The organism is Lacticaseibacillus sharpeae JCM 1186 = DSM 20505, assembly GCF_001436225.1.
GTDB lineage: Bacteria > Bacillota > Bacilli > Lactobacillales > Lactobacillaceae > Lacticaseibacillus > Lacticaseibacillus sharpeae.
This window is the reverse complement of the sequence record NZ_AYYO01000012.1, coordinates 1-23,789: the sequence shown is the minus strand read 5'-3', so window position 1 is coordinate 23,789 and position 23,789 is coordinate 1. Positions and strand designations below refer to the sequence as shown.

Sequence of the window (23,789 nt, the reverse complement as noted above, 5' to 3'; positions counted from 1 at the left end):
TTTGGTCACAAACCAAATCTGTAATGCACAATCAAAGATACACCATATATTGTGGAAAAACTGGCAATTTGTGGAACAAAAACACTAACTGTTGTGGTGAGGGTAACAAAAGCAAGATGTCACCGTGTTTCGGCTAAAATAAAAAAATTTGTCGAATAATGTTTCCCAGATGTTGTGGCGACTGCTTGACATCCCACTACAAATTGTGGGTGTCAGGGTTGCAAAAACTGTTTGTACACCAAAAACGGGGGCCAGCAGATATTGCTGCTGGCCCCCGCCAAGGTTACTTCTGCACCGCCAATCCCCGTTCGAGGAAACTGACCATGTATGTTTTTTGCTGCTCGATATCGGCAACCGGTAAATCCACAATCAGGCGCAGGGCGAGGGAAATCATCGTCGCGACCACGAATTGAATGAGCATATCATCCGGCCAGTCGACAATCTGCTTTTGCTTGCGCAGCTCCTGCAGGTGGGGCAAGATTGCCCCCATTGCTTGCACGCCAATTTTACTCAGCACCTGGTTCCGCATCTCCGCGTTACTCAATGCTTCACTGGCCATAATCTTGATGAACGGGAAGTTGGCCACGATGAAGTCCACCCGGTTGCCAATCAGCTCGACCAAGAATTGATGCAGACCGCCGTGCGAATTCGTCCACTCATCGTTGACGAATTCGTGAGCCGCCTGGGGCACAACGTCGCGAACGAAGCGGCGCATAATTTCTTCCAGAATATCGCGCTTGGTCTTGTACCGCTTGTACACAGTGCCCTCTGCCACGCCCGCTTTGGTGGCGATGTCGCTGGTGGTGGTGTGATCAAAGCCCTTGGCGGCAAACAGCTCGACGGCCGCGAGGATTATCTGTTGCTGCTTGACCGTCAGTGTGTTGTCCGTCGCAAGTGATTGCACGAAGAATTCGTTAACTGTTGTCGGTTTTGCCATCATTACCTCCACTTAGACACCAATGCCCCAATGCAGTGCTGTGCATCAGGGTGTGGTTTAGACTACAAGAGAATATTATATGCTATTTGCCGTGCAAAAGCTGGGCCGGATCAGACTTTCCGGTACCGCCGCAGCCCCCGGACGTTCAGCAATGTCAATACCACCAGGAACAGTAGCAGGATGCCGAGGTCAAAGCCGAGACTGGTGATGCCCTGCCCGTACATAATGACCTTGGTCATCGCGTCGCCGGCGTACTTCAGCGGCAAAATGTAGGCAATCTTCTGCACCCAATCCGCCATGGAGTCGAGCGGAATAATCCCGGAGAAGAAGACTTGCGGAATCACGATGACGGGAATGAACTGCATCATCTGGAACTCAGACCGCGCGAACGTGGACATCAGAATCCCGAAGGCCAGCGCCACGAGTGCGAGTAACAGGTTGATGAGCATGACCGCGGCCAAACTCCCCGTGATTTCCACGCCGAGCAGGTAAACCGTGACGAGGACGATGATGATGGTCTGCACGACCGCCAGCAACCCGTAACTGAGCATGTAGCCGAAGACAATCTCGCTGCGCTTAACGGGTGTTGCCAGCAAGCGGTCGAGCGTCCCGGTGGTGCGCTCCTTCAGCAGTGCCATCCCGGAAATCAGGAAGACGAAGAAGAACACGAAGAAACCCATGAGGATCGGCACGATTTTGTCGAAGAACCCAGTGTCCTTGTCCCCGTAATCGTACTTGTTGGTGATTTTGGTCTGCGCAGCCTTCTTGATGGTGACCGTCTTGGCCTTGGCCGTCGTGGTGCTTGCAGCTGCTGGTGCCTGCCCGGTCGCCTTCGCCTGTGCTGCTGCCTGGGCGGCGGAAAGCTTGGTTACCGTCGCGGTCAGCTTGGTAACGGCGCCGCTAAGTTTCTTCACGGTCGTCTTCATCTGCTGCACACCGGTCGCCGCCAGTGCTGCCTTGAATGCCGCCTTGGTCATCGTCGTCTTGGTGGCGTCGGTGTTCGCGTACGTGACGGTGTACTTATTATCACCCGTCTTGTGGATGATTGCGTCCACACTCTGGTTCTTCATTTCCTTCTTCGCGCTCTGGAGGTTGCCCTCACGCGTGACCGCAACGTGCTTGACGTCGTTCAGTTCGGTACGCACATTACTTGGTACACCAACCGTCGCGATGTTCACGTTCGTCGTGGAATTAGCGGCGAAAATAAGCTTCATCAAGAACAAAATCAAAATTGGTGCCACAAACATCAGTGCCAGTGTGCGCTTATCCCGCAGAAGTTCGGTGACAACCCGCTTAGCAATTGCCCATGTCCGCATTTATTCCACCCCCTCAGCCTTCAAGAAGACATCTTCAATTGTGTCCACCTTGTATTCCGTCTTCAAAACAACTGGTTCGTCGAATGCCATGATTTTGCCGTCCAGCAGCAGTGCCACCTTATCGGTCAATTCGGCTTCATCCATCACGTGGGTCGTAATCAGCACACCACGCCCGTCTTCACGAACCCGGGCAAGTTCCGCCCAAATTTGGCGCCGCAGTGCGGGATCAATCCCAACTGTCGGTTCGTCCAGAATCAGCAGTTCGGGGTTGCCGAGTAGCGCAATGGCAAGTGACAAACGCCGCTTCATCCCCCCGGAGTAGCCGGAAACACGCTTGTTCAGGTCTTCATTCAGATCCACGACGCTGGCCACGTGCGTGATGGCTGCGGGCAAACTGTGCTTGTCCACACCCTTCATCTTACCGAAAAACGTCAGGTTCTCACTCCCGGTCATGGACTCGTACAGCGCGTCGTCCTGCGCCATGTAGCCAATCCGGCCGAGCAGTTCACGGTTCGGCATCTTGGTCTGCAGTACGCGGGCGTCCCCGCCGTCCGCAACTTCCATCCCGAGCGCGGTCTTAATCACGGTCGATTTGCCGGCCCCAGATGGTCCGATAAGGCCAACGATTTGGCCGGGGTAAACTGCCAGGTTGACCCCCTTGAGCACGGTCTGGTTCCCGAACTTCTTGACGAGGTCCTTCATTTCAATTAATGGTTCAGCCATAATTCACACTTCCTGATTGCACTCGGTCAGTCGGGACCAAGTGGTGATTTTTTTAGGCGCATGCTGCCAAAACAAAAGTGAGTAGCCACTCACTTTTTGGGTACGTCAATAATATACAGTCGATAAAAGTGAGTGTCAACTCACTTTTGCCATTTTGGGCAAATTTTTTGGCGTGCGGCACAAAAAAAGAGGTGCGCGCCGCATCTCTTTTGCATACTTATCACTAACTACTTGGTAATCACAATGTCTGAAGCCTTGATGTCCTTACCAAAGTATGGGGCCAATTCTTCCTTGTAGGCTTTGTTGAAGAAACCAGCCTTAGTCAGCTTCTTGATTTCCTTGTTCGTCCACTTCAACAAGCCAGTGTTGCCCTTCTTCACCCCTGGTGCGATTGTCGAAGGTGTGCCGAGCGTCTTAATGCCCACGGTGTAATTTGGGTTATCCTTCGCCCATGCAAACAGGTAGGAATTGTCGTCAGCCAGTGCTGCCGCCCGGCCGTTCTTCAGGGCATTAAACTGCTGCGTCTTGCTGTCGTATTTCTGCAGGGAGACACTCTTTTGGCTTTCAGTGAAGTACTGTTCCGCCGTCGTCCCCTTAGTGACAATAACGTCTTTGCCCTTCAGTTGGCTCACCTTGGTAATGGGCTTGCTCTTCGGGGAGACAACCCCGACAGAGACCTTCATGTAGGGGCTAGCGAAATCAATGACTTGCTTGCGTTCCGGTGTCACGGTGAAGTTCGCAAGCACGAGATCAACCTTGTTGGCCTTCAGTGCGTCCACCCGGCCATTCGCGTTAACCTGGGTAAATACGGGCTTCACCCCCAGGTCCTTAGCAATCTTGCGGGCCAGGGCCAAATCGTAACCCACACGCTTACCGGACTTGTTAATCCAGCCATATGGTGGCAAGTCACCGAACACGGCAATACGAATCTTCCCCGACTTCTTAATCTTGGCAATCGCCGCACTCTGCGAAGAGCCAGAGGTGGAGGAACTGCTCTTACCGCAACCGGTAGCGAAAATCAGCACGGCCGCAGCAGCAGCCAACAAACTCAACAAGCGAAACTTCTTCTTCATAATTAAATTCTCCCATTCATTTATGCAGCAGCCCCAGTGCCCCTGCATTATCTTCAACATTGCGTGTGCCGCTTGCCAGTGGCACACGCCCAAAACCGGTTAAAATTCCATGCTGGCCAAGAACTCCTGCGCACGTTTGGTTGCCGGATGCGCGAAGAATTCGGCGGTCGGTCGATCCTCCAGAATCTCGCCGTCGCTCAGGAACAATACCCGGTCAGCGACTTGCTTGGCAAAATTCATTTCGTGGGTGACCACAATCATGGTCATCTCTTGTTTAGCTAAATTGGTCATGATTTCGAGCACGCCCCGCACCATCTCTGGATCCAGTGAGGCGGTGACTTCATCGAACAGCATCATCTCCGGATGCAGTGCCAGTGCCCGCACAATGGCGATGCGTTGCTTCTGTCCCCCAGATAGTTGCCGCGGATAGCTGTCGGCGTATTCACTCAGGTTCACGGATGCGAGCAGTTCACGCGCTTCAGCTTCCGCCGTTTTGCGCTCCTGATGCTGCACTTTGAGTGGCCCCAGTAGAATGTTGTCCAGCACGGACAGGTTCGGAAACAGGTCGTAACTCTGGAACACCATGCCGATGCGCTGGCGCAATGCGAGCCAGGTAGCCTTACTTGGTTGCACCTGCTTGCCCGCAAAGGTCAACGTACCGCCCTGGTAATCTTCCAGTCCGTTGAGCGTTCGAATCAGCGTGCTTTTACCAGATCCCGATGAACCGAGCAACGCAACGACCTCGCCCTTGTGCACGGTGAAGTTGATGTCGTGCAGTACTTCCTTGGTTTGATACGCCTTCTTCAGATGTTCCACCCGTAATAATTCTTCAGCCATTTGCCCGCTCCAATCGTTTCTTCTCAACGCGTTTTGCCCACTGTGATAGCGGTGCGCACAGGATGTAATACAGCACGAACATCGCGCCATAAATCCAGAAGGCCGCGCTCGGATTCTTGTGTCCGTTCGCTTCCACCAGCGTCTGCCCAACGTTCACGATGTCCATCACACTAATCATGAGGAGCAGTGACGTGGTCTTGATGATGCGTGTTGCCAGATTAATGGTCCCCGGCAGTACCACCGGAATCGCCTGTGGAATCAGCACGTAGCGGAATAGTTGCGTCTGTGTCAAACCAATTGCCTCACCGGATTCTTTCTGGTGCACCGGTACGGATTCGAGCGCCCCGCGCACGATATCGGACATCTCGGCCGCCGTCCACAGTGTGAACACCAAGATGGCGACCGCCTCACCTGGCAGGTTGAGGCCGAAAGTTTGCGGCAAGATGTAATACGCCACGAACAGCAGGACCACTGTCGGAATAATTCGGAAGATTTCTAGATACACCCGCAAAATCACCTGCAGCGGCCGATTGTGCAATGTCCGCAGTGCGCCGAGCAGAACGCCCAGGATGCCCCCGACAATCAGCACAATCACCGCTACCCGCAGCGTTACCAGAAAGCCACCCAGCAAGCGCTGCATATTCTGGCCCGCGAATAAAACCTTAATTCCCGAAGCTAGCATAGCGGACCTTCCTTTCTAGCCACGTCAACAAAATCGACAGTGGAATTAAAATAATTGCATAGGCGACAACAAGCATGAACAGATATTCATTGCTGTTGTAGTACAGGCCAATCAGATCCAGCGCCGTATTGGTTAACTCTGGAATCGCGATGACCGTGAAAATCGAGGTTTCCTTGATGAGGAAAATCACGTTTGCCGCCAGCGCCGGAACGCTTGCCGTGAGCCCCTGCGGCAACACGACGTAGCGGGCCAACTGCAGATTGGTGAGGCCAATGGCACGCCCTGCCTCAATCTGACTTTTACTAATTGCGTTATAGCCACTCGTGAAGGCTTCGGCCATGTAACTGCCACCGAGAAAAATCAAACCAAAAACCCCACTAACGGTGGCTGACAACTTCACTCCGAGGCCAGGCAGACCGTAGAAGATGAAGAATAATTGCACCAGAAGTGGGGTATTCCGTGAGATTTCGATATAGACAGTTGCAATATGTCTAAGCACTGGTATGCGAAAATACTGAACCAGACTAACGATTGCGCCAACTATCAGCGCGCCGAATATGCCAATCACCGAGAGCTTCAACGTGATGCCAAAGCCCGCCACAAACTGCGGCAGACTCTGCGAAATGATGTCCCAGTTCATGTTCTTGCCCCCTATTTAGTTGCGTACACATGGGTGTGCTACACATTCGCATTGAAGTTCACTTCCATCCTTTTCATTTGCAACCAATTGGCTGATGGTTCATAGATTAAACGTTAATGTGAATCGTGTCAACACAAAAGCCAAATAATGTTAAACAACATTGTATGGCTTACTTGCAACTAAATGCACGGTTTTTAGTATAATCTGGCAAATACCATGCATTTTACCGTGTTAAAGCCAGACAATATGCAGACATTTGTACAAGCTGCGCAGACACCCAACTGGTGGCAAAAGCGTCGTACTCATCATGCTCACATTTTGCAGCACAAAAAATCCACGCCATGGTTGACGTGGATTACTTAGCTGTTGTTCAGCATGATTCGGTTCTGCATAATCCTATACATGTTATTTAAACTAATAATTTTGTTCGTAATTGCGCCAACCCCGTTGTGCCCAATCCGAGTCCATCCCGCACAAAATGCTGGGCGTCGCCGAATTCATGGTTGATGGCCGCGAACGCTGCATCAAGGTAGTCCGTATCAGTAGCCGCCAGTGCTAATAAATTGCGCCGCATCTGCTCATTGCCCCCGCTTTTTTCCAGCTCCTCCGTGAGCCGGTGCATATGTTGGGCATTCGTGACGTTCGAATACATGTAGTCCGCGTCAATGAACGCGCGCGGCACGCCAAGGGCAGAAAGCAGCACCGCAGCAGCGACACCGGTGCGGTCCTTGCCCATGCTGCAGTGAAACGCCACCGCACCGGGGGTCGCAACTACCGTCTGGACAAACTGGGCCAGGCTGGCGCGTTGCTGGACGTCCGTCACAATCTTGGCGTACCCCGCCTCCATCTGGGCGTGCGCATCGTCGTGGTTGCGCAGATAACCAAACAATTGGGGCAGGGTTGGGTAATCAGCCGTCACTTGATCTGAGGCCATCGGCGTATTGATGTACGTGACGCCAGGCATCCGCAAGTCGGGATTGGTGTGCGCCTCAAACGCAAGCCGCAAATCAACCACAGCGGTTACCCCCAGTGCACGCAGCCGCGCCAAATCGGCACTTGATGCCGTACTGAGCCGCGCCGTGCGCACCAACATATCGTCCCGGACCCGCAGACCGTCCGCCGTCGTTAACCCCCGGTACGTGCGCGCATTCCGCACGTGTACGAGGTCAATATTAACCGCACCGCGCGGTAATTCTGCTTGCTGAACCATCAATTTTCATCCCCCAATATTTAACTTCCAGCATAGCATACTTCAATGTGAAAAGCGGCGGGTACTCGTGCAAATGACGCCGTCCAAAAAAGGTGATGTCCTCCCGAGTTTCGTTATTTTAACAAAATTGATTGACAGCAGCTAACCAAGCGACTAAACTCAGTGTCAATCAAATAAATCGTTTATCAAACCGTTGAGGTGGAGATCAAACCAGTTGTGCACGTACAGAGAGTCACGGTGCTGAGAATGTGACCGAACGCAGGCTGGCAAATGGACCGCCGAGGGTTCCCGCGAAAGGCTAGGCCGAGTACCGGGAAACGTGTTGGCATACGTCAGTTGCCGGGAGAGTGTTGGCTCTTCGCTAAGAGTGACCGTTATTTAGGTTGTGAACGCGTAGAGCCCGCAGTGGATACTAATCCAGTGCGGGCTTTGTGTTTGCTCCCCGAACGGTTGAATTAAGGTGGCACCGCGGAAAATCCGTCCTTAATCTACGTCTAGTTTTGACGTAGATTATGGGCGGATTTTTTTGTTACCAAGTTTAGGAGTCGAAATCATGTTAGCAACTTACACCAATCTCAATGCCATTAGCACCAACCAGGATTATTCAACGGCCAGCACGGCGCTGCACGCGGCAGGCACACTGCTCGAACGCGGCGGCTTCAGTAACCCGGCATACACCGACGCCATCCTTGATAACTACCAGCACAACGGCGCGTACTTCGTCATCGCCCCCGGCATTGCGCTGCCGCACGCCCGGCCAATCGGGGTGCTTAAATCCGGCATCAGCATCCTCACCCTGAAGACGCCGCTTGATTTTGGCAACACCGCCAACGGCCCGGCCGACCTCATCGTGGCGCTGGCCGCAACGGGGAATAACGACCACTTGGCTCTGTTGTCCCAGCTCGTAACCACCTTGAGCGACCGATGGCGATACCAACAACTAGTCGCCGCAGAGTCGGCCGCCGCCCTTTATCAACTACTCGAATAAATCAAAAAAGGAAATTATCTTATGCGAATTCTCACAGTTTGCGGTGCCGGCGTTGGCACCAGCCTCATGGAAAAAATGTTTGCGGAACAAATCCTCGAAGCAGAAGGCGTTGATGCCACCGTCGATAACGCGGACATCAGTTCTGCCACCCCGGACGATTACGACATCGTACTCACCACCTCGATGTTCGCCGACATGCTGCCCGAAACCACGGCGCAAATCATCATCAACGACAACATCATGGATCAGGACGGCCTGCGCACAAAGCTGCTTGCCGCGATGGGGGACTAGCCCATGAACTTCCTCATCTACTTCATCAACAACGTTCTCAGCCAGCCAATCTTCATCCTCGGACTGGTCGTCATCATCGGCATGCTGGCCGAACACAAGCCCGACAGCAAAATCCTGCCGAGCACGCTGAAAGCCATCATCGGCTTCACGATGATTAACGTCGGCGGGCAAACGCTCGGGACCGCGCTACTGCCGCTGCAGCAGCTCATCGCCCACATTTTCCACATGACCGCGCCGGCCAGTGCTGACATCGGGGCAACCCAGGTGGCCAGCCTCGCGGACGTCGGCACGGACATGGCCATCATCTTCGCTTGCGGGTTCATCATCAACCTGCTGCTGGCCCGCTTCACGCCACTCAAGTTCGTCCACCTGTCCCCCCACGTCTCGTTCTTCTTCGCCGGGTTGATTGCCGCACTGCTCAAGTTCGGCACCGGGCTGAACTTCCCCACCCGGATTGTGGTTGGCTCCATCCTACTCGGCCTGTACATGACCCTGAGCTGTGCGTACGTCAACCTGCTCATCAAGCCGGTCCGCGGGGCACAAGGCTTCACGCTTGCCCACTCCAGTTCGTCCGGCTTACTGGTAGCCTCCATCCTCGGAGAGTTGTTCGGGAACAAGGACCACGACCTGGAAGACATGAAGTTGCCGGTGAAGTTGAACTTTCTGCGCGACATGACCGTTGCCCTGACACTGGTCATGATGCTGCTGTTCTTCATCCTCGGCCTCATCGCCGGTCCCAGCTTCACCATGGCGAAAGTTGCGGGTGGTAAGGACATCGTCGTCTTCGCCATCACCAAGGGGGTCGAGTTCGGGATGTGGATCACCGTCATCCTCGCCGGCGTGCGGATGATGCTCGCCGAAATCATCCCCGCCTTTCACGGGATTGCTAAGCGCCTCATTCCTAACGCCAAACCCGGCCTGGACATTCCGCTCCTCTTCCCCCAGTATCCCACCAGCGTCATCGTTGGGTTCCTCATGAGTCTCACCACCGGAATCATCGGGATGCTCCTGCTGGCGGCGTTCCACTACCCCATCATCGTCTTCCCCGCACTCATCCCGACCTTCTTCACTGGGGCCGCGACGGCAATCTTCGGGGACGCACACGGCGGACGGCGGGGCGCACTGCTTGGCTCCGGCGCGAACGGCTTCATCCTGATCTTCGGCCAAGCCTTTCTGCTCCCGCTGGTTGGCACCTACGCCCCAATCATGCGCATCCTGAGTGAAACCGACTACTGTGTCTACGGCCCGCTACTTGGCGGTCTGCTCAAAATTTTGCACCTGAACTAACTGAATTCATTTGAAATGGAGAAATTATCATGACTGAAACTTACACACCCGAAGAATCAATGCAAAACGGCCGTTACCTGGAATACGGCGGCCAGTACTTACCCGAAATCCTGCTGCCTGAAATCAAGCGCGTCGAAGCGGCGTACAACCAGTACAAAGACGACCCCGACTTCCTGAACGAATTCCACACCCTGCTGCGCGAATACGCCGGCCGGCCATCACTGCTGTACTACGCCAAGAACATGACTGAAGACCTCGGCGGCGCCCAGATTTACTTCAAGCGTGAAGACCTCAACCACACTGGGGCACACAAGATCAACAACGTTATCGGCCAAGCACTGATTGCTAAGCGCATGGGCAAGAAGCGCCTGATTGCCGAAACCGGTGCGGGCCAGCACGGGGTCGCCACCGCCACCATCGCTGCCCTGTTCGGCATGGAATGCGAAATCTTCATGGGCAAAATGGACACTGACCGTCAGCGACTCAACGTGTACCGCATGGAGCTGCTCGGCGCCAAGGTCAACGCGGTCACCAGCGGTTCGATGGTACTGAAGGACGCGGTCAACGCCGCCCTCCAGAACTACGCGGCCCGCAGCAGCGACACCTTCTGCGTGATGGGTTCCGCCGTTGGCCCGCACCCATTCCCCGCAATGGTCCATGATTTCCAGAGCGTCATCAGTAAGGAATCCAAGCAGCAGATTCAGACCGTCGCTGGTCGTCTGCCCGATTACGTCATCGCCTGCCTCGGTGGTGGGAGTAACGCCATCGGTAGTTTTGCCGAATACATCGAAGAACCTAGCGTCAAGCTGATTGGCTGTGAAGCTGCCGGCAAGGGCGTGGACACACCGCAAACCGCGGCCACAATGAAACTTGGTTCCACCGGGATTTTCCACGGCATGAAGTCCCGCTTCCTGCAGAATAAGGACGGCCAAATCGACGCCGTCTACTCCATCTCCGCCGGTCTGGACTACCCCGGCATCGGCCCCGAACACGTCGCCCTGATGGATTCTGGTCGCGCAACGTACGTGCCTATCACTGACGATGAGGCCGTGAACGCGTTCGAATACATCGCCAAGCAGGAAGGCATCATCGCCGCCATCGAAAGCTGCCACGCGGTTGCTGAGGTGCAGAAGCTCGCACCAACCCTGCCTAAGGACAAGATCATCATCTGCACCCTGTCCGGTCGCGGCGACAAGGACGTTGCCTCCATCGCCAAGTACCGCGGCATTCAGCTTAGCGACGACTAACGCATTTCTTTAACGAGAAGAAAGCAGGCAAATTATGATTGCACAAACCATTCAAACCCTCGCTACCGGCCATGACCTAACCTTTGCCGAAGCGGAAGCGGTGATTAACGAAATTATGGACGGTAATACCAGCAACACCCAGATTGCGGCCCTGCTCACGGCCCTCACGATGAAGGGCGAAACCGTCCCCGAGATTGCCGGTGCCGCCAGTGCCATGCGCGCTCACGCCCTGCCGTTTAACGCCGGCGAAAACGTCCTCGAAATTGTTGGGACGGGCGGTGATCACGCCAACACCTTCAACATCTCCACAACCACCAGCATCGTGGTCGCCGCCGCTGGCACCCCCGTGGCCAAGCACGGGAACCGCGCCGCTTCCTCCAAGAGCGGCGCGGCGGACGTCCTGGAAGCCCTCGGTGTGAACATCAACGCTGATCCTGCCGTCAGTGAGCAAACGCTGCGGCAAACCGGCATCTGCTTCCTGTTCGCGCAGGAATACCACCAAGCAATGCGCTTCGTGGGTCCCGTACGCAAGGAACTCGGCATCCGCACCATTTTCAACATTCTCGGACCCCTGGCCAACCCGGCACACGCCACGGCCCAGCTGCTCGGCGTATACGATGCAGCGCTACTTGACCCACTAGCCCACGTACTTGCCGAACTGGGCGTCAAGAACGCACTGGTCGTGCACGGCGAGGACGGCCTCGACGAAGTTACCACCGCAGCCGCGACCGACATCGTGACCGTCCGTAACGGCGAATTCACCCGCAGCACCATCACGCCTGAAGAGTTCGGACTGCAGCGGGCCCAACTGTCTGACCTAGTTGGCGGGACCCCGGCCGAAAATGCGGCCATTACCCGCGCAATTCTTGCCGGAGAGCCTGGCCCCAAGCTCGACACCGTGTTGCTGAATGCCGCGTGCGCCCTGCACGCGGCCCACGCCGACCTCAGTATCAAGGACGCACTGCAGCTGGCACGCACGACGATTGCCTCTGGGGCAGCGACCGCCAAGTTGAACGAACTCATCACCGCAACGAATCAGGCGATCAGCGCATGATTCTCGACGACCTCGTTGCCGCAACCACCAAGCGCATTGCGGCTAGTAAACAGCACATTTCTTTAGCCCAGATGGCACAACTGGCAACCAAAGTGCCCGCGCCGAACCCCGAACGTGTTTACACCGCACTCGGCGGGCCCGAATTAGCCATCATCGCAGAGGTCAAAGCGGCATCCCCGTCCAAGGGCCAAATTGCGACGGCTTTCAATCCGGTGGCAACGGCCCAGGCCTACGCTGCGGCGGGTGCGAATGCCATTTCCGTGCTCACCGAACCTACGTACTTCCACGGCGACATCCAGTACCTGCGCGATATTCGGGCCGCCGTGGATATGCCGCTGCTGCGTAAGGACTTCACCATCGACCCCTACATGATCTACGAAGCAAGGGCTGCCGGAGCGAACCTCATTCTCCTCATCGTGGCGATTCTCACTGACCGGCAACTACACGATTACCTTGAACTAGCCCAGCAACTCGGCCTGGCCGCAATCGTGGAGGCCCACGACGCAGCCGAAATCAAACGCGCACTCGCCGCTAATGCCCGCATCATTGGCGTCAACAACCGCGACCTGCGTGACTTCAGTGTCGACCTCCACCACAGTGCTAACCTGCGCCCACTCGTACCGCAGAATGTCTTGTTCATCGCGGAAAGTGGCATCAAAACACCCGCCGACACCGCAGAACTGCGGGCAGCGGGCGTGAATGCGGTACTAATCGGGGAAACACTGATGCGCGCGCCAGACAAGCAGGCGGCAATCACCGCACTGCGGGGAGGCAACGCCAATGGTTAAGGTCAAGATTTGCGGCTTAATGACTCCAGACGACGTGCAGGTAGTCAATGCAGCACATCCCGACTTTGCCGGGTTCGTCTTCGCCCCTGGTCGGCACCAGATCAGCCTAAAGCGCGCCCAGCAACTGCGAGCAAATCTGCAGGCAGACATCATCAGTGTTGGCGTCTTCGTCAACGCCCCGCTGGATGAAATGCTCGCGGCCATTAGTAGCCACGCTATCTCCGTGGTCCAACTGCACGGCGATGAACCCGAAGCCATCGTCCAGATGCTGCAGGAACGCGGCGCCCAAGTGATCCGCGTCTTTCAGAACAACTACGACCACTTACCCGCAACGCGCGCTGACTATGTCATGCTTGACGCCGGTGCCGGCAGCGGGCAGCAACTGGACTGGCACGCATTGCCCCCAGTCACCAAGCCCCTGTTCCTGGCTGGTGGCCTCAATCCGGCCAACGTCGCCGCAGCAATCGCCACCGTGCACCCCTTTGCGGTCGACGTATCCAGTGGTGTCGAAGGCAAGCACGGCAAAGACGCACAGTTAACCCAGGCATTCGTCCGCAATGCGCGCCTGGCTGCCAACGTTCAAACAATAATGGAAGGAAACAATCAAAATGAGTAAATTATCAGCAGCATTCACTAGTGGCAAAGCCTTCATCCCCTTCATCGTGGCCGGCGACCCCGACAAGGACAGCACCGTTAACAACATCGTCGCCATGGCCAACGCCGGCGCCGACATCATCGAACTAGGGATTCCGTTCTCCGACCCCGTCGCGGACGGGCCCGTCATTCAGGCCGGCGACCTACGTGCCTTCGCTGGCGGCATCAGCGTCGACGGTATTTTCGACATCGTGGCCACCGCCCGTAAGCAGACCGCGAGACCCATCGTCTTCCTCACTTACGCCAACATTCCGTTCAAATACGGGTACGACAAGTTCTGCAAGCGGTGCAGCGAACTCGGGGTGGCCGGCCTAGTCATTCCCGACCTGCCTTACGAGGAACAGGACGAAATTCGCCCGTTCACGAAGAAGTACGGCCTCGACCTCATCATGCTCATCACCCTGAACTCCGGCGACCGGGTGGCCAAACTCGCCGAAAGCGCGGAGGGTTTCATCTACGTCGTCAGCTCCGAGGGCATCACCGGTGAGCGCGATGAATTCGATCAACGCCTCGCCGGCCTCTTCGCCGAAATCAAGGCGCACACGAACGTACCGGCCGCACTCGGCTTTGGCATCCACACGCCGCAGCAGGCACGTGACCTGTCCCGATTCGCCGATGGCATCATCGTCGGTTCGGCCATCGTTGAACTGGCCGCGCAGTACGGCAGCAAGGCTGCACCAGAAATCGGCAAATACACGGCTGCGATGAAAGCCGCAATCAAATAGCACTGCAAGACGTCCCGCGTGTCACCGCACACGGGACGTTTTCTTTACACCCACAAATATAGTTATATTTCGCCATAAAAAAGCCTGATTTCACCGACATTTACGTATCATTGGTCGGTATTTTAGGTTATTATGTTAGCAGAAAACTTTTGGATACGGAGGATTCATATCATTATGCACATTCTGGGTATGCACATTGCAATGACCATGAATCTGATTATGCAGCCGCTGTCGTTGTGGCTTGCGCAAATTATTGTCGGGGTCTTCTTCATCTCCGGCTTCATTCGGCATTACCAAAACATCTATCACGATGCCTTCCTGGATGAGAACTACGCCCACCGCACTCTGGCCCGCTTGGCCCTCATGGTTCTGAGCATCGGCGTGGGCTTCATGCTGCACATGATTGGCTACATGACCATCAACACTGGGCTCATGTTCCATAATCTCGGGTTGTTCCTGCTCGTCTTTACCCTGCTGGACGCGGACATCAACCTTGCCGAGCTGAGCGCGCGCACCGCCGCACTGCTGCTGGTCTGGCTCATGCACCACAGCGGCCACTTCGACCGGCCCGAGTTCTGGCTCTCCATTGTGCTCCTGGCCATCGGGTTCGTTGCCTTGCGTAAGTGGCGCCGCCCCATTCGTGCGCACCTGTGGGCCTCGATTGCGGTCTTCACATACTGCGCCGTGATTTTCTGGACGCTGCTGCCCCCATTTACCATTCCCGAAGATGCCATGTGGATCACAATTCGCGGGATCATCATGTTCGTCGCGTACGGCACCATGGCCGCCTTCTTGTGGCACCGGGAACACCTGCTCACCATCAAGCGCGAGCAGCTGCAAAAGCTTGCTGACTTCGACCAATTAACCAACGCCAAGACGTACTCGCTGTACCAGCACGACGTTACCGACATGTTCGAGCAGACGCGCGCAGAGGGCAAGCCAATGTCGCTAACTGCCCTCGACATTGACCACTTCAAACAAATCAACGACCATTACGGCCACCTGGCGGGTAACGCGGTCCTCATCGGCGTCGCCCGGACGCTCAACGAAACGTTGAATAAATATGGTGACAGCCACCAAATCTACCGGACCGGGGGCGAAGAGTTCAACATCGCCTTCCCCGGTCAAGCGCCAGCAGACGTGCTACCCATCATCACCGACTGCTGGAACGCGGTGCGTAAGGAACACTATCAGTACGAAGGCTTCGATATCGGCGTCACCCTCTCCATGGGCCTGACCCAGGTATGCGCCGACGACGTCACGATCGACGACACGTACAAGCGCGCCGACGACAACTTGTATCTGAGTAAGCGTGCCGGTCGCGATACCATCACGGTTGAGGGTGAAACGGTGCAAACCCGCGCCCAGCACGACCTGATTGCCACCTACACGTACTTCACCCAGGGCATCATGCAGGTGGGGCCAGAAACTGCCACGCGCTACCGCAATGAACTGCTGCTGCGCATGTTCGACCACGAGCACGACCGCTGGATTTTGCCCGACATGTTCGATATTTCGGTTGCCACTCAGATTAATCTGCTGCAGAAAACCATCGACATGACCGACATCGGCCGCATGTCCATCAACTTGACGCTGGCCCAATTCATGGACGAAGCCGTCGCCCGCTCACTGGTCGACTTCAGCAACAACGACGCTCAGCTTGAAGAACTGATTGTCGAAATCACCGACGTGCCCGACGCCGCCATCATGCGCCAAATCAGCGCGATTTATCGTGCGGGCGGGGTCCACATCTTCATCGACGACGTGGGGAGCGACAACAGTTACGAAGTCGTGCGCAAGTTGCTGCCGTACGTTGACGGCGTCAAGTTCGCCATGCAGAATCTGCGCAAAGAAACATCCGCGGACTCCATGCGTGAACGCATCACCTTCTGGCACCAAATCGCCACCGACAAGCACATCGAATTCGTGCTCGAAGGGGTCGAAAACAGCAACGAGGTTGAGTACGCCCGCGATGAACTCGGCATCACGCTGATGCAGGGCTACTACTACAACAAACCCGGTTTGCCCGTGATGTAAGCAAAAGACCGTACCACCCGAAATCTGCGGATGGTACGGTCTTTTTGCGTCTAATCAGCGGTGTACGTGACCTTACCGTTCTTAATCACGGCCACACCACTAGTCGGGTTTTCCTGCTGGTTGTACTGGGCGAGGTTGGTCAGGGATTGATAGCTGCTGACCATGTATTTACCGTCCATGTCCATGACGGCGGCAGCTTTAGTGCCCTTGACCGCTTGATCGACGGCCATGAACACTGCCAGCTGCTGCCCCGAAATCACCTGCATCTTCGTGCCGCCCTTACCCGCGTAGACTGTCTTGTAGGCCTTCGCGTTCGCATGCGGCTGCGGCTTCTCCTTATCCGGGGCAATTTTCTTGTACAACGCGGCGCTCCCGTCGCTGATGGCCACCAGCTTGGTCTTACTCATGAATAAATACGTGGTTCCCAGCACTTTATCCGTGGCCGCGCGCGTGGTGCTGTGCGGCATGGCGTAACCGAAGCGCACGGCCTTCCGCTGGACCGCCTGCACATTCACCGCACTGTAGAATTGTTTGTTGCTGAGCTTAGCCAAGTCCTCCACCTGCAGGCGTTCCGCGCTGGTTGCGATACCGGCCGTGACGGGCTTGTAAATCATGCCACCCGTCACGTACAGGTCCGTGGCCGCCGCGGTTTGGGTGCCCTGCACCTTACCGGGTTCGGCGCGCCACACGCCGGCATGCGCCTGGTTGCTTAAGTGCTTGGCCGGCGTCTGCACGGCCTTGCTAGAATATACTGTGCACAGCGGAATGGCTTGGCCCGTCTGGCTGAACTTGGAGGTCATGTAGCTAAACTGCAGGGAGTACAGCTTGTTCCCCCGGGCAATCATCCCGCCGCCGACTTCCTTGAGGTACGTCAGTTGGTGCCAACTGGTGAGCACAATCTTGGCCTTGGCCTGCTTGAGCGCGGCGTTAAGCTGAGCCAGAGTGAAATAGTGTTCCTGGTTGTTCAGGTCCTTGTCCGTCGACGCATTTTGCGCCCGCACCTGCTTGGCGCTGGCCACAACGGCCTGCCGGGAAATCTTGGTGTAGTCGTTGTACTGGCCCTTGTGCGTGGTCAAAACTTCCGGCGTGTCGGTCTTGGCCAGCGGGGTTAGCTGCAGCTTCTTAATGCCGTGCGTACTCGTCAAACTGCCCTGCACCGTACTGGTTTCCACCCAGATGGTTTCCTTCTTTTGCAGGCGGGTAGCCGACTGCTTCTTGGCCGTGTCACCCGTTAGCGTTTTGTGCCCACAAGCAGTCAGCAGCGTCGTCAGCACCACTAACCCCAGCATCCATCGTTTGCGCATGTGCAATACCTCTTCCATGATTTCCGCGTTAATTCATCCACTTAATCATGCACTATGATGGTCCAGCTGCCAAGTTAAGTTTCGGTAGCAATCAAATACCCCGCAGCACTTCAAGAAAGCACTGCGGGGTCCAATTTATTATTAATACTACCTAGTGCACGTCCAGCGGCACGCTACTTTTCCGCTGCCGCGGGTTGCGGGCACGGAGAGCGGCGAGGATGGTCACGGTGTCGACAACCTCCTGCAGCATCGCCCCGACAATCGCGGGGATAATCCCGGTGCTGGCAATCAGCATGAGGACGATACAGATGCCAATCCCAATCAGCACGGATTCGCGCGCAATGCGCATCGTGTCCCGCGAAATCGAAACGGCCTCGGCCACCTTGCTGAGGTCATCGCGTAAGATCACAACGTCGGCGGACTCACTCGCTGCGGTGGCCCCGTGCGCTCCCATCGCAATCCCGGCGTCGGCGGCGCTGAGTGATGGCGCGTCGTTCACACCATCGCCGACCATGATGACCGGCCGCTGGTGCTTAGGCACTTCGCGAATGATGTTGATCTTGTCCAGCGGCAGCTGCTCCGCGTACACTTCGTCGATGCCAACCGTCTGGGCGACTTCAGCGGCGATGGGTTTGCGGTCACCAGAAATCATCACCAGGTTGTGCACCCCCAGTGCGTGCAACGCAGTCATCGTCGCGCGCGCTTCAGGGCGCACTTCATCGGCGAAGTTGATGTAGCCCGCGTAGGCGCCATCGATGCTGACGTAGACCGCGGTCACGTCGCTTTCGGGTTCCACGCCCACGAACTTCGCTTTCCCCACCAGCACGTGCTGGTCGTTCACCGTCGCACTGACTCCGGCACCCGTTTTTTCGGTCACGTCCTTGGCTGCGGGCAAATCATTCCCCGCCGCTTGCACCAGGGAACGGGCCAAAATATGGCCGGAGTGGTGCTCGGCGGCCGCCGCGATGTGCAGCAGGCTGTCGGCATCGAGCCATTCAGGCCGCGCTGGGTGCACACCGTCGACGTGCAGCACCCCGCGCGTAATGGTCCCGGTCTTGTCGAACGCCGCCGTCTTGGCCGCCGCGAGCTTCTCAATCGCCGCCCCGGTCTTCACCACAATCCCGTTGCGACTGGTACGACTCATCCCGGAAACTAAGGCAATCGGCGCCGCCAGAATCAGTGGGCACGGGGAGGCCACGACGAGCACTTCGGCGAAGCGCACGGGGTCGCCGGCAAAGTACCAGGCCACGCCGGCAATAATGTAAGCAATGAGTGTAAACGGCACGGCATAGCGGTCAGCCATGCGGACAAACGGTGCGGGTTTGGCGATGGATTCCTTGACCAGCGCCACAATCCCCTGGTACTGACTGTTCGCCGCCGTGGCTTCGGCCTTCATCGTGAGGGCCCCGTCGCCGTTGACACTCCCAGACATTACCTTGGCGCCCTTTTCCTTCGGCACCGGCCGCGATTCACCGGTCAGACTGGACTCATCCACGTCGGAATTCCCGCTGACCACAACCCCATCAACGGGCACTACTTCACCCGGCCGGACCACCAGCATGTCGCCGACGCGCACGGCATCCGCCGCCACGTTCTGCACCTGGCCGTCGACCACCACGTGGGCCTTGGTCGGATTCCCGGCGAGCAGACTGCGCAACTCACCGTTTGCCTTGTGGGCCGCGTAGTCTTCCAGCGCATCCCCACCAGTCAGCATGAGCAGCACAATCAGGCCGGCCCAATATTCGCCGACCGCGATGGTGGCGACCACCGCGGTAATGGCGAGCAGGTCCACCCCGAACTTGCCGCTCATCAGCGTTTTGATCATTTCCCAGAACATAATGGCCGCAAGTATCAGCGCCGCGCCGGTAATCAACCACTGCGCCGCCTTGGGCTCATGCACACCCCAAGTCAGAATCGCAGCGATAATGCCCACAGTCAAGACGAACCACAATCGCCAATAGGTTTTCAACAGTCGCATCATTCAGTCCTCCGTTCGTCAAAATGGCGGGTTGCCCCTAAGATAATTATACCGGTTTCGCGGGCTGGATTTCAACCTAGTTGGCATTAGTCGCAACAGTTTTGCGAAAAAGTTTCAGAAACCACCACTTTTTCTACAGCTTAAACACAAAATCGCCACATTTACGGGCTAGAATTTGATTATTCTTAAAAATTACCGTGCGCCGGTTCGCTTCGCCCGCGCAACTCTAAAAAATGTGAGGTTCCCTTCTCTTGGCAACAGAAACCAAAAAGCGCAAAAAGCCGTACCTATACGAAGTTGACCTGATGCGCGTCATCTTCATCTTCGGGGTGCTCGCTAACCACGCCACTTCCACCGTCACCACCCCCATGCATACCGACAGCACGCCGTACCTGGTCATGCTGGCCACCCACCTGATTCTCCACTTCACGCGAATGGGCTTCATGTTCATCTCCGGGCTCGTCCTCTTCCTGCAGTACTACAATAAGAAAAATAATATTTGGCCAACATTCTGGTACAAGCGCTACAAGGGCTCCGGGATTCCCTACATATTCTGGAATGGGTTCTTCACCTTCTTCACGACTATCGTCGCGGCCGGCTCCATGTCCTTTGCCGAATGGGGCACGGCTTGGTGGTACCACCTGGTGCACGCGGACGGGTTCTACATGTACTACATTCTCGTCATGTTCCAACTGTACCTGATCTTCCCGCTGTTGGTATGGCTGTTCAAGTGGCTCAAGACCACACGCAACCACCTGATTCTGATGGGCATTTCACTCGCGTTCCAGATTGCCTTCACGTTCTGGGCTAAATATTACTTTCCCTACATCAGTCACGATGGCTGGCCATACCTGTTCTCCCACTACGGGAACTTCATTCTGGCCTACCAGTTCTACTTCCTGGCCGGCGGTTTTTCCTCCATTCACTACCAAGAAGTCGTGGCCTTCCTCGGCAAGGTTAAGTGGTGGCTCTACGGCATCACGGCACTTCTCGCTGCCGGAACGCTCGGATTGTACTACTTCAACACCTTACACTTGGGGCTCACCCGCCACTACGCAGAATTGATTCACCAACCGTACCTGGTCATCTACGCCAGCTTCATGGTCGCAACGGTCTTCTCACTGAGCCTCGGTTACGCTCAGCGGCGCACCCGGCCCCGCTGGCAGCCGTTCGCGAAGTTCGTGGCGCTGTCGTCGAAAATTTCGTTTGGGATTTACCTCATGCAGTCCATCATGCTGACAATCATTGCGGTGTACATCCCAAAAATTGGGCTGAGTGACTGGGGCTGGCTCCTTTCCGCCCCCCTCGTGTACATCATCGCGCTCGGCGGGACGTGGCTGCTCTCGTACTTCTGCTACAAGGTGCCACCATTTGGCATTCTGATTGGGCGGCCGAACTGGCACATCCGTAAAAAAGCACCCGCAACAACAAAATAGAGGAAAACAGAAATGACAAGATTAACTGATGAATTGCACGCCCGGCTCGCGGCGGTGCAAACCGAAAATGTGGTTAAGGACGAAGCCAGCAACACCTGGTTCACCGGTAGTGACCTGAGCCACGACATCAACGTAATGGATGCCGCCCTGCGCAGCGCCAACATTGGTAAAGACGACGTGGTCCTGATGTGCTTGCAGAACTCACCCGTCTACCTGCCAATCAACCAGGCAATGTGGTACATGGGCGCCACGATTCACCCTGTGGCCCCATCAACCGGTCTGGACGGCCTCGTCGCCGACTTCAACGAAAACCACTACGCCGGCGTCATTGTCGACACCGCCCGCGCCGCCGTCTTTACCGAACTCGACGCGATCAAAGAAATCCCGCTGCCGGAACTACGCATGTTCGACGGGCTCGTGCTCCTGCAGAACCTGCAGCACACAACGCCCGCGAACTACGATGCCCCAACTGAAGACACCCTCGGCATGATCTTGAACACATCCGGGACCACTGGCAAGCCCAAGGGCGTCGGCGAAACCCACGCGATGATGATCAACGCCGCGCACGACGATTTGGAAAGCCACGAGTTGACGCCCGAGGACACCGTGCTCATCGTGATGCCGATGTTCCACATCAACGCGCAGCTGGTGCTGGTGCTCTCCAGTTTCCTGGCCGGGGGCAAAATGGTCATCGCCCCGAAGTTCTCCGCATCCCGGTTCTGGCCGCAGGTGCTGAATAACGACGTGACCTGGTCATCGGTTGTGCCCACCATCGTCGCCATCTTGCTCAAGAACGACGCGGCCAACGCAGCCTTTCGTCCGGACCACAAGTTACGCTTCATCCGCTGTGCCTCCAGCATGCTGACGGTCAGCCGGCACAAAGAATTCGTTCAGCGGTTCAAGGTGCCAATCCTCGAGGGCTACGGGATGACCGAATCCTGCAGTCAGTGCACGCTCAATCCCCTGGACGCCATTAAGGTCGGTTCTGCCGGTAAGCCGTACAAGACGGACGTAGCAATTGTCGCCGGTGATAACTTCGTCCAGACTCCGGGCCTGCACGGCGAAATCGCCATCCGCGGTAACCACGTCATCACCGACTACATGGAGCCGCACCCTGACTCCTTCAAGGACGGCTGGATGCTCACCGGTGATCTCGGCTACTTCGATGCTGACGGTTACCTGTGGCTGGTCGGCCGCTCTAAGGACATCATCAACCGGGGCGGCGAAAAAGTCAGCCCAACCAAGGTTGAAGGCATCATCGAACAGCTCAATTACGTCCAGAACGTCGCCGTCGTGCCCGTGGCCGACGACATCTATGGGGAAGCCGTGGCCGCCGTCGTCATTGATGGCAGCAAGGACAAGCAGTTGCACCACCAGCGCCGTGCGGAAATCATGGCACTCACGTCCGAGCACCTGGCTAACTTCGAACGGCCAACCCAAGTGTATTTTGTCGATTCATTCCCGCTCAACCCCACCAACAAGATTATGCGTCCACAATTGACCAAGATTGTTGAAGCAATGACGGAGGACTAACTAATGCGCAAAACACTCAAACGAATTTTCTACGCCGCCTTTCTCCTGTTCGTCGCGGGCTACGCGGTTTGGGGCTACACCCTGACCAAGACCAGCTCCACGGCCGACCTCGAGACCGTCACCATTGGTTACCAGGCCGGTGACCCCCTCTCCATCTCGAAGGCACGCGGCCAATTGGTCAAGAAGATGAAGGCCAAGGGCTACCGCGTCGTCTTCAAGGAATTCCAGAACGGAGCGGCCGAAATGGAGGCCATGAGTTCCGGGACGATTGACTACGCCCGAGTTGGGGACACCCCACCAGTCACCGCTGCCGCTGGGGGCACCAAGCTCACCATCGTTGCGGCCGGTTCCTCCAAGAAGAACGGGTCTGGCCTGGTCGTCAAGAAGGCCAGCAGCATCAAGACCATCAAGGACCTGAAGGGGAAGAAAATCGCCTACACCAGCAACACTTCCTCCCAGTACATGGTGCTGAAGGTGCTTAAAAAAGCCGGGCTGTCCACCAAGGACGTCAAGCTGATGGACATGTCCCAATCTTCCGCCGCCGTTGCCTTTGCTAAGGGTAAAGTCGACGTGTGGGCCAACTGGGATCCATCCACGGCGCAGGCTGAATTGCAGTACAAGGGCTACATGCTGGTTAGTGGTTCCGACGTCGGGGTCAACAACCGGGACCTCCTGATTTCCGGGAACTACGCCGGTAACCACGAAGACGTCACCGACCTGCTCGTTGAGTACCTGGCCGACGACATGGATTGGGCCAACACCCACAAGTCCAAGCTCATCACCATGATGGCCAAGGACCTGAAGCTCTCCAAGAAGGTTGTCAGCAAGCAAGTTAACCGCCGCACATTCTGGTTTGGCAAGATGACCACCGCCTACACCGCGGAAGAACAGTCAATTGCCGACCTGCTGTATGAACAGGGCATCATCAAGAAACAAGTCACCATGGCCGATTTCGTAGCTAAATAGCACCACAACAAGAGGGCCAGACAAATGTCGGGTCTACACTTTCTGGTGTTGGAGATTTTTCTCCAACTCAGAGGTGTAGGCCC

General features: G+C 56.2%; 22 protein-coding genes. 12 read left to right on the top strand and 10 right to left on the bottom strand.

Translation table 11 applies throughout. The annotated features are described in order from the left end of the window. Positions 1-283 precede the first annotated feature (283 nt). The 8 genes from FC18_RS03960 to FC18_RS03925 all read right to left on the bottom strand — a co-directional run bounded on the left by FC18_RS03960 (position 284) and on the right by FC18_RS03925 (position 7,418). Positions 284-937: a TetR/AcrR family transcriptional regulator gene (locus FC18_RS03960; RefSeq protein ID WP_054680003.1), complete on the bottom strand. Its 654-nt coding sequence runs from the start codon at positions 935-937 to the stop codon at positions 284-286. A gap of 110 nt (positions 938-1,047) precedes the next feature. Continuing rightward, positions 1,048-2,253: an ABC transporter permease gene (locus tag FC18_RS03955; protein ID WP_054680001.1), complete on the bottom strand. Its 1,206-nt coding sequence runs from the start codon at positions 2,251-2,253 to the stop codon at positions 1,048-1,050. After that, positions 2,254-2,976 (bottom strand): ABC transporter ATP-binding protein, encoded by a 723-nt coding sequence (locus FC18_RS03950; protein ID WP_056975502.1) that lies wholly within the window; start codon positions 2,974-2,976, stop codon positions 2,254-2,256. It abuts the gene before it with no gap. 227 nt (positions 2,977-3,203) lie between these two features. Continuing rightward, positions 3,204-4,049 carry a transporter substrate-binding domain-containing protein gene (locus tag FC18_RS03945; RefSeq protein ID WP_056975500.1) on the bottom strand — a complete coding sequence of 282 codons (846 nt, stop codon included), beginning with the start codon at positions 4,047-4,049 and terminating at the stop codon, positions 3,204-3,206. 99 nt (positions 4,050-4,148) lie between these two features. Then, positions 4,149-4,886 carry an amino acid ABC transporter ATP-binding protein gene (locus tag FC18_RS03940; RefSeq protein WP_054679998.1) on the bottom strand — a complete coding sequence of 246 codons (738 nt, stop codon included), beginning with the start codon at positions 4,884-4,886 and terminating at the stop codon, positions 4,149-4,151. After that, positions 4,879-5,568 carry an amino acid ABC transporter permease gene (locus tag FC18_RS03935; protein ID WP_054679995.1) on the bottom strand — a complete coding sequence of 230 codons (690 nt, stop codon included), beginning with the start codon at positions 5,566-5,568 and terminating at the stop codon, positions 4,879-4,881. Before FC18_RS03935 ends, FC18_RS03940 begins: the two co-directional genes overlap by 8 nt. Next, complete coding sequence (locus FC18_RS03930; RefSeq protein ID WP_054679993.1) at positions 5,549-6,208, bottom strand: amino acid ABC transporter permease; 660 nt, start codon at positions 6,206-6,208, stop codon at positions 5,549-5,551. The genes FC18_RS03935 and FC18_RS03930 overlap by 20 nt, the downstream gene beginning before the upstream one ends. A gap of 409 nt (positions 6,209-6,617) precedes the next feature. After that, positions 6,618-7,418 carry a tyrosine-protein phosphatase gene (locus FC18_RS03925; protein ID WP_054679990.1) on the bottom strand — a complete coding sequence of 267 codons (801 nt, stop codon included), beginning with the start codon at positions 7,416-7,418 and terminating at the stop codon, positions 6,618-6,620. 553 nt (positions 7,419-7,971) lie between these two features. Here FC18_RS03925 and FC18_RS03920 point away from each other — a divergent pair. The 9 genes from FC18_RS03920 to FC18_RS03880 all read left to right on the top strand — a co-directional run bounded on the left by FC18_RS03920 (position 7,972) and on the right by FC18_RS03880 (position 16,489). Continuing rightward, the gene (locus FC18_RS03920) at positions 7,972-8,406 is read left to right on the top strand and encodes a PTS sugar transporter subunit IIA (protein ID WP_054679987.1); all 435 of its coding nucleotides are present in this window, start codon (positions 7,972-7,974) and stop codon (positions 8,404-8,406) included. Between the two features lie 21 nt (positions 8,407-8,427). Then, a complete protein-coding gene (locus FC18_RS03915) occupies positions 8,428-8,697 on the top strand; it encodes a PTS sugar transporter subunit IIB (protein ID WP_054679985.1) in 270 nt (89 codons plus the stop codon). Positions 8,698-8,700: 3 nt separating this feature from the next. Next, positions 8,701-9,984, top strand: a complete 1,284-nt coding sequence (locus tag FC18_RS03910) for a PTS ascorbate transporter subunit IIC (RefSeq protein WP_054679982.1) — start codon at positions 8,701-8,703, stop codon at positions 9,982-9,984. A 29-nt stretch (positions 9,985-10,013) separates the two neighbouring features. Beyond that, positions 10,014-11,231, top strand: coding sequence for a tryptophan synthase subunit beta (gene trpB, locus FC18_RS03905; protein ID WP_056975498.1), 1,218 nt, complete (start codon positions 10,014-10,016; stop codon positions 11,229-11,231). A 34-nt stretch (positions 11,232-11,265) separates the two neighbouring features. Next, positions 11,266-12,285, top strand: a complete 1,020-nt coding sequence (gene trpD / locus FC18_RS03900; protein ID WP_054679980.1) for an anthranilate phosphoribosyltransferase — start codon at positions 11,266-11,268, stop codon at positions 12,283-12,285. After that, entirely contained in the window at positions 12,282-13,073 is a 792-nt protein-coding gene (gene trpC, locus FC18_RS03895) for an indole-3-glycerol phosphate synthase TrpC (protein WP_056975496.1), read from the top strand. Before trpD ends, trpC begins: the two co-directional genes overlap by 4 nt. Beyond that, positions 13,066-13,689, top strand: coding sequence for a phosphoribosylanthranilate isomerase (locus FC18_RS03890; RefSeq protein WP_056975494.1), 624 nt, complete (start codon positions 13,066-13,068; stop codon positions 13,687-13,689). The genes trpC and FC18_RS03890 overlap by 8 nt, the downstream gene beginning before the upstream one ends. Further along, on the top strand, positions 13,682-14,452 hold the full coding sequence (gene trpA, locus FC18_RS03885) for a tryptophan synthase subunit alpha (RefSeq protein WP_054679976.1): 771 nt from the start codon (positions 13,682-13,684) through the stop codon (positions 14,450-14,452). Before FC18_RS03890 ends, trpA begins: the two co-directional genes overlap by 8 nt. Positions 14,453-14,626: 174 nt before the next feature. After that, positions 14,627-16,489, top strand: a complete 1,863-nt coding sequence (locus FC18_RS03880; RefSeq protein ID WP_054679974.1) for a sensor domain-containing diguanylate cyclase — start codon at positions 14,627-14,629, stop codon at positions 16,487-16,489. Positions 16,490-16,539: 50 nt separating this feature from the next. Here the strand turns inward: FC18_RS03880 and FC18_RS03875 are convergent, their stop codons facing one another. Then, positions 16,540-17,793 (bottom strand): hypothetical protein, encoded by a 1,254-nt coding sequence (locus tag FC18_RS03875; RefSeq protein WP_054679971.1) that lies wholly within the window; start codon positions 17,791-17,793, stop codon positions 16,540-16,542. A gap of 151 nt (positions 17,794-17,944) precedes the next feature. Further along, positions 17,945-19,762 carry a heavy metal translocating P-type ATPase gene (locus FC18_RS03870; protein WP_082620462.1) on the bottom strand — a complete coding sequence of 606 codons (1,818 nt, stop codon included), beginning with the start codon at positions 19,760-19,762 and terminating at the stop codon, positions 17,945-17,947. Between the two features lie 260 nt (positions 19,763-20,022). Here FC18_RS03870 and FC18_RS03865 point away from each other — a divergent pair, with 260 nt between their 5' ends. From FC18_RS03865 to FC18_RS03855, 3 genes are read left to right on the top strand one after another with little or no spacing between them, the layout of a single operon-like run. Beyond that, positions 20,023-21,207, top strand: a complete 1,185-nt coding sequence (locus FC18_RS03865) for an acyltransferase (protein ID WP_225353753.1) — start codon at positions 20,023-20,025, stop codon at positions 21,205-21,207. 12 nt (positions 21,208-21,219) lie between these two features. Beyond that, on the top strand, positions 21,220-22,740 hold the full coding sequence (locus tag FC18_RS03860; RefSeq protein WP_056975490.1) for an AMP-binding protein: 1,521 nt from the start codon (positions 21,220-21,222) through the stop codon (positions 22,738-22,740). Positions 22,741-22,743: 3 nt separating this feature from the next. Then, the gene (locus tag FC18_RS03855; RefSeq protein ID WP_056975489.1) at positions 22,744-23,706 is read left to right on the top strand and encodes an aliphatic sulfonate ABC transporter substrate-binding protein; all 963 of its coding nucleotides are present in this window, start codon (positions 22,744-22,746) and stop codon (positions 23,704-23,706) included. Positions 23,707-23,789: the final 83 nt, after the last annotated feature.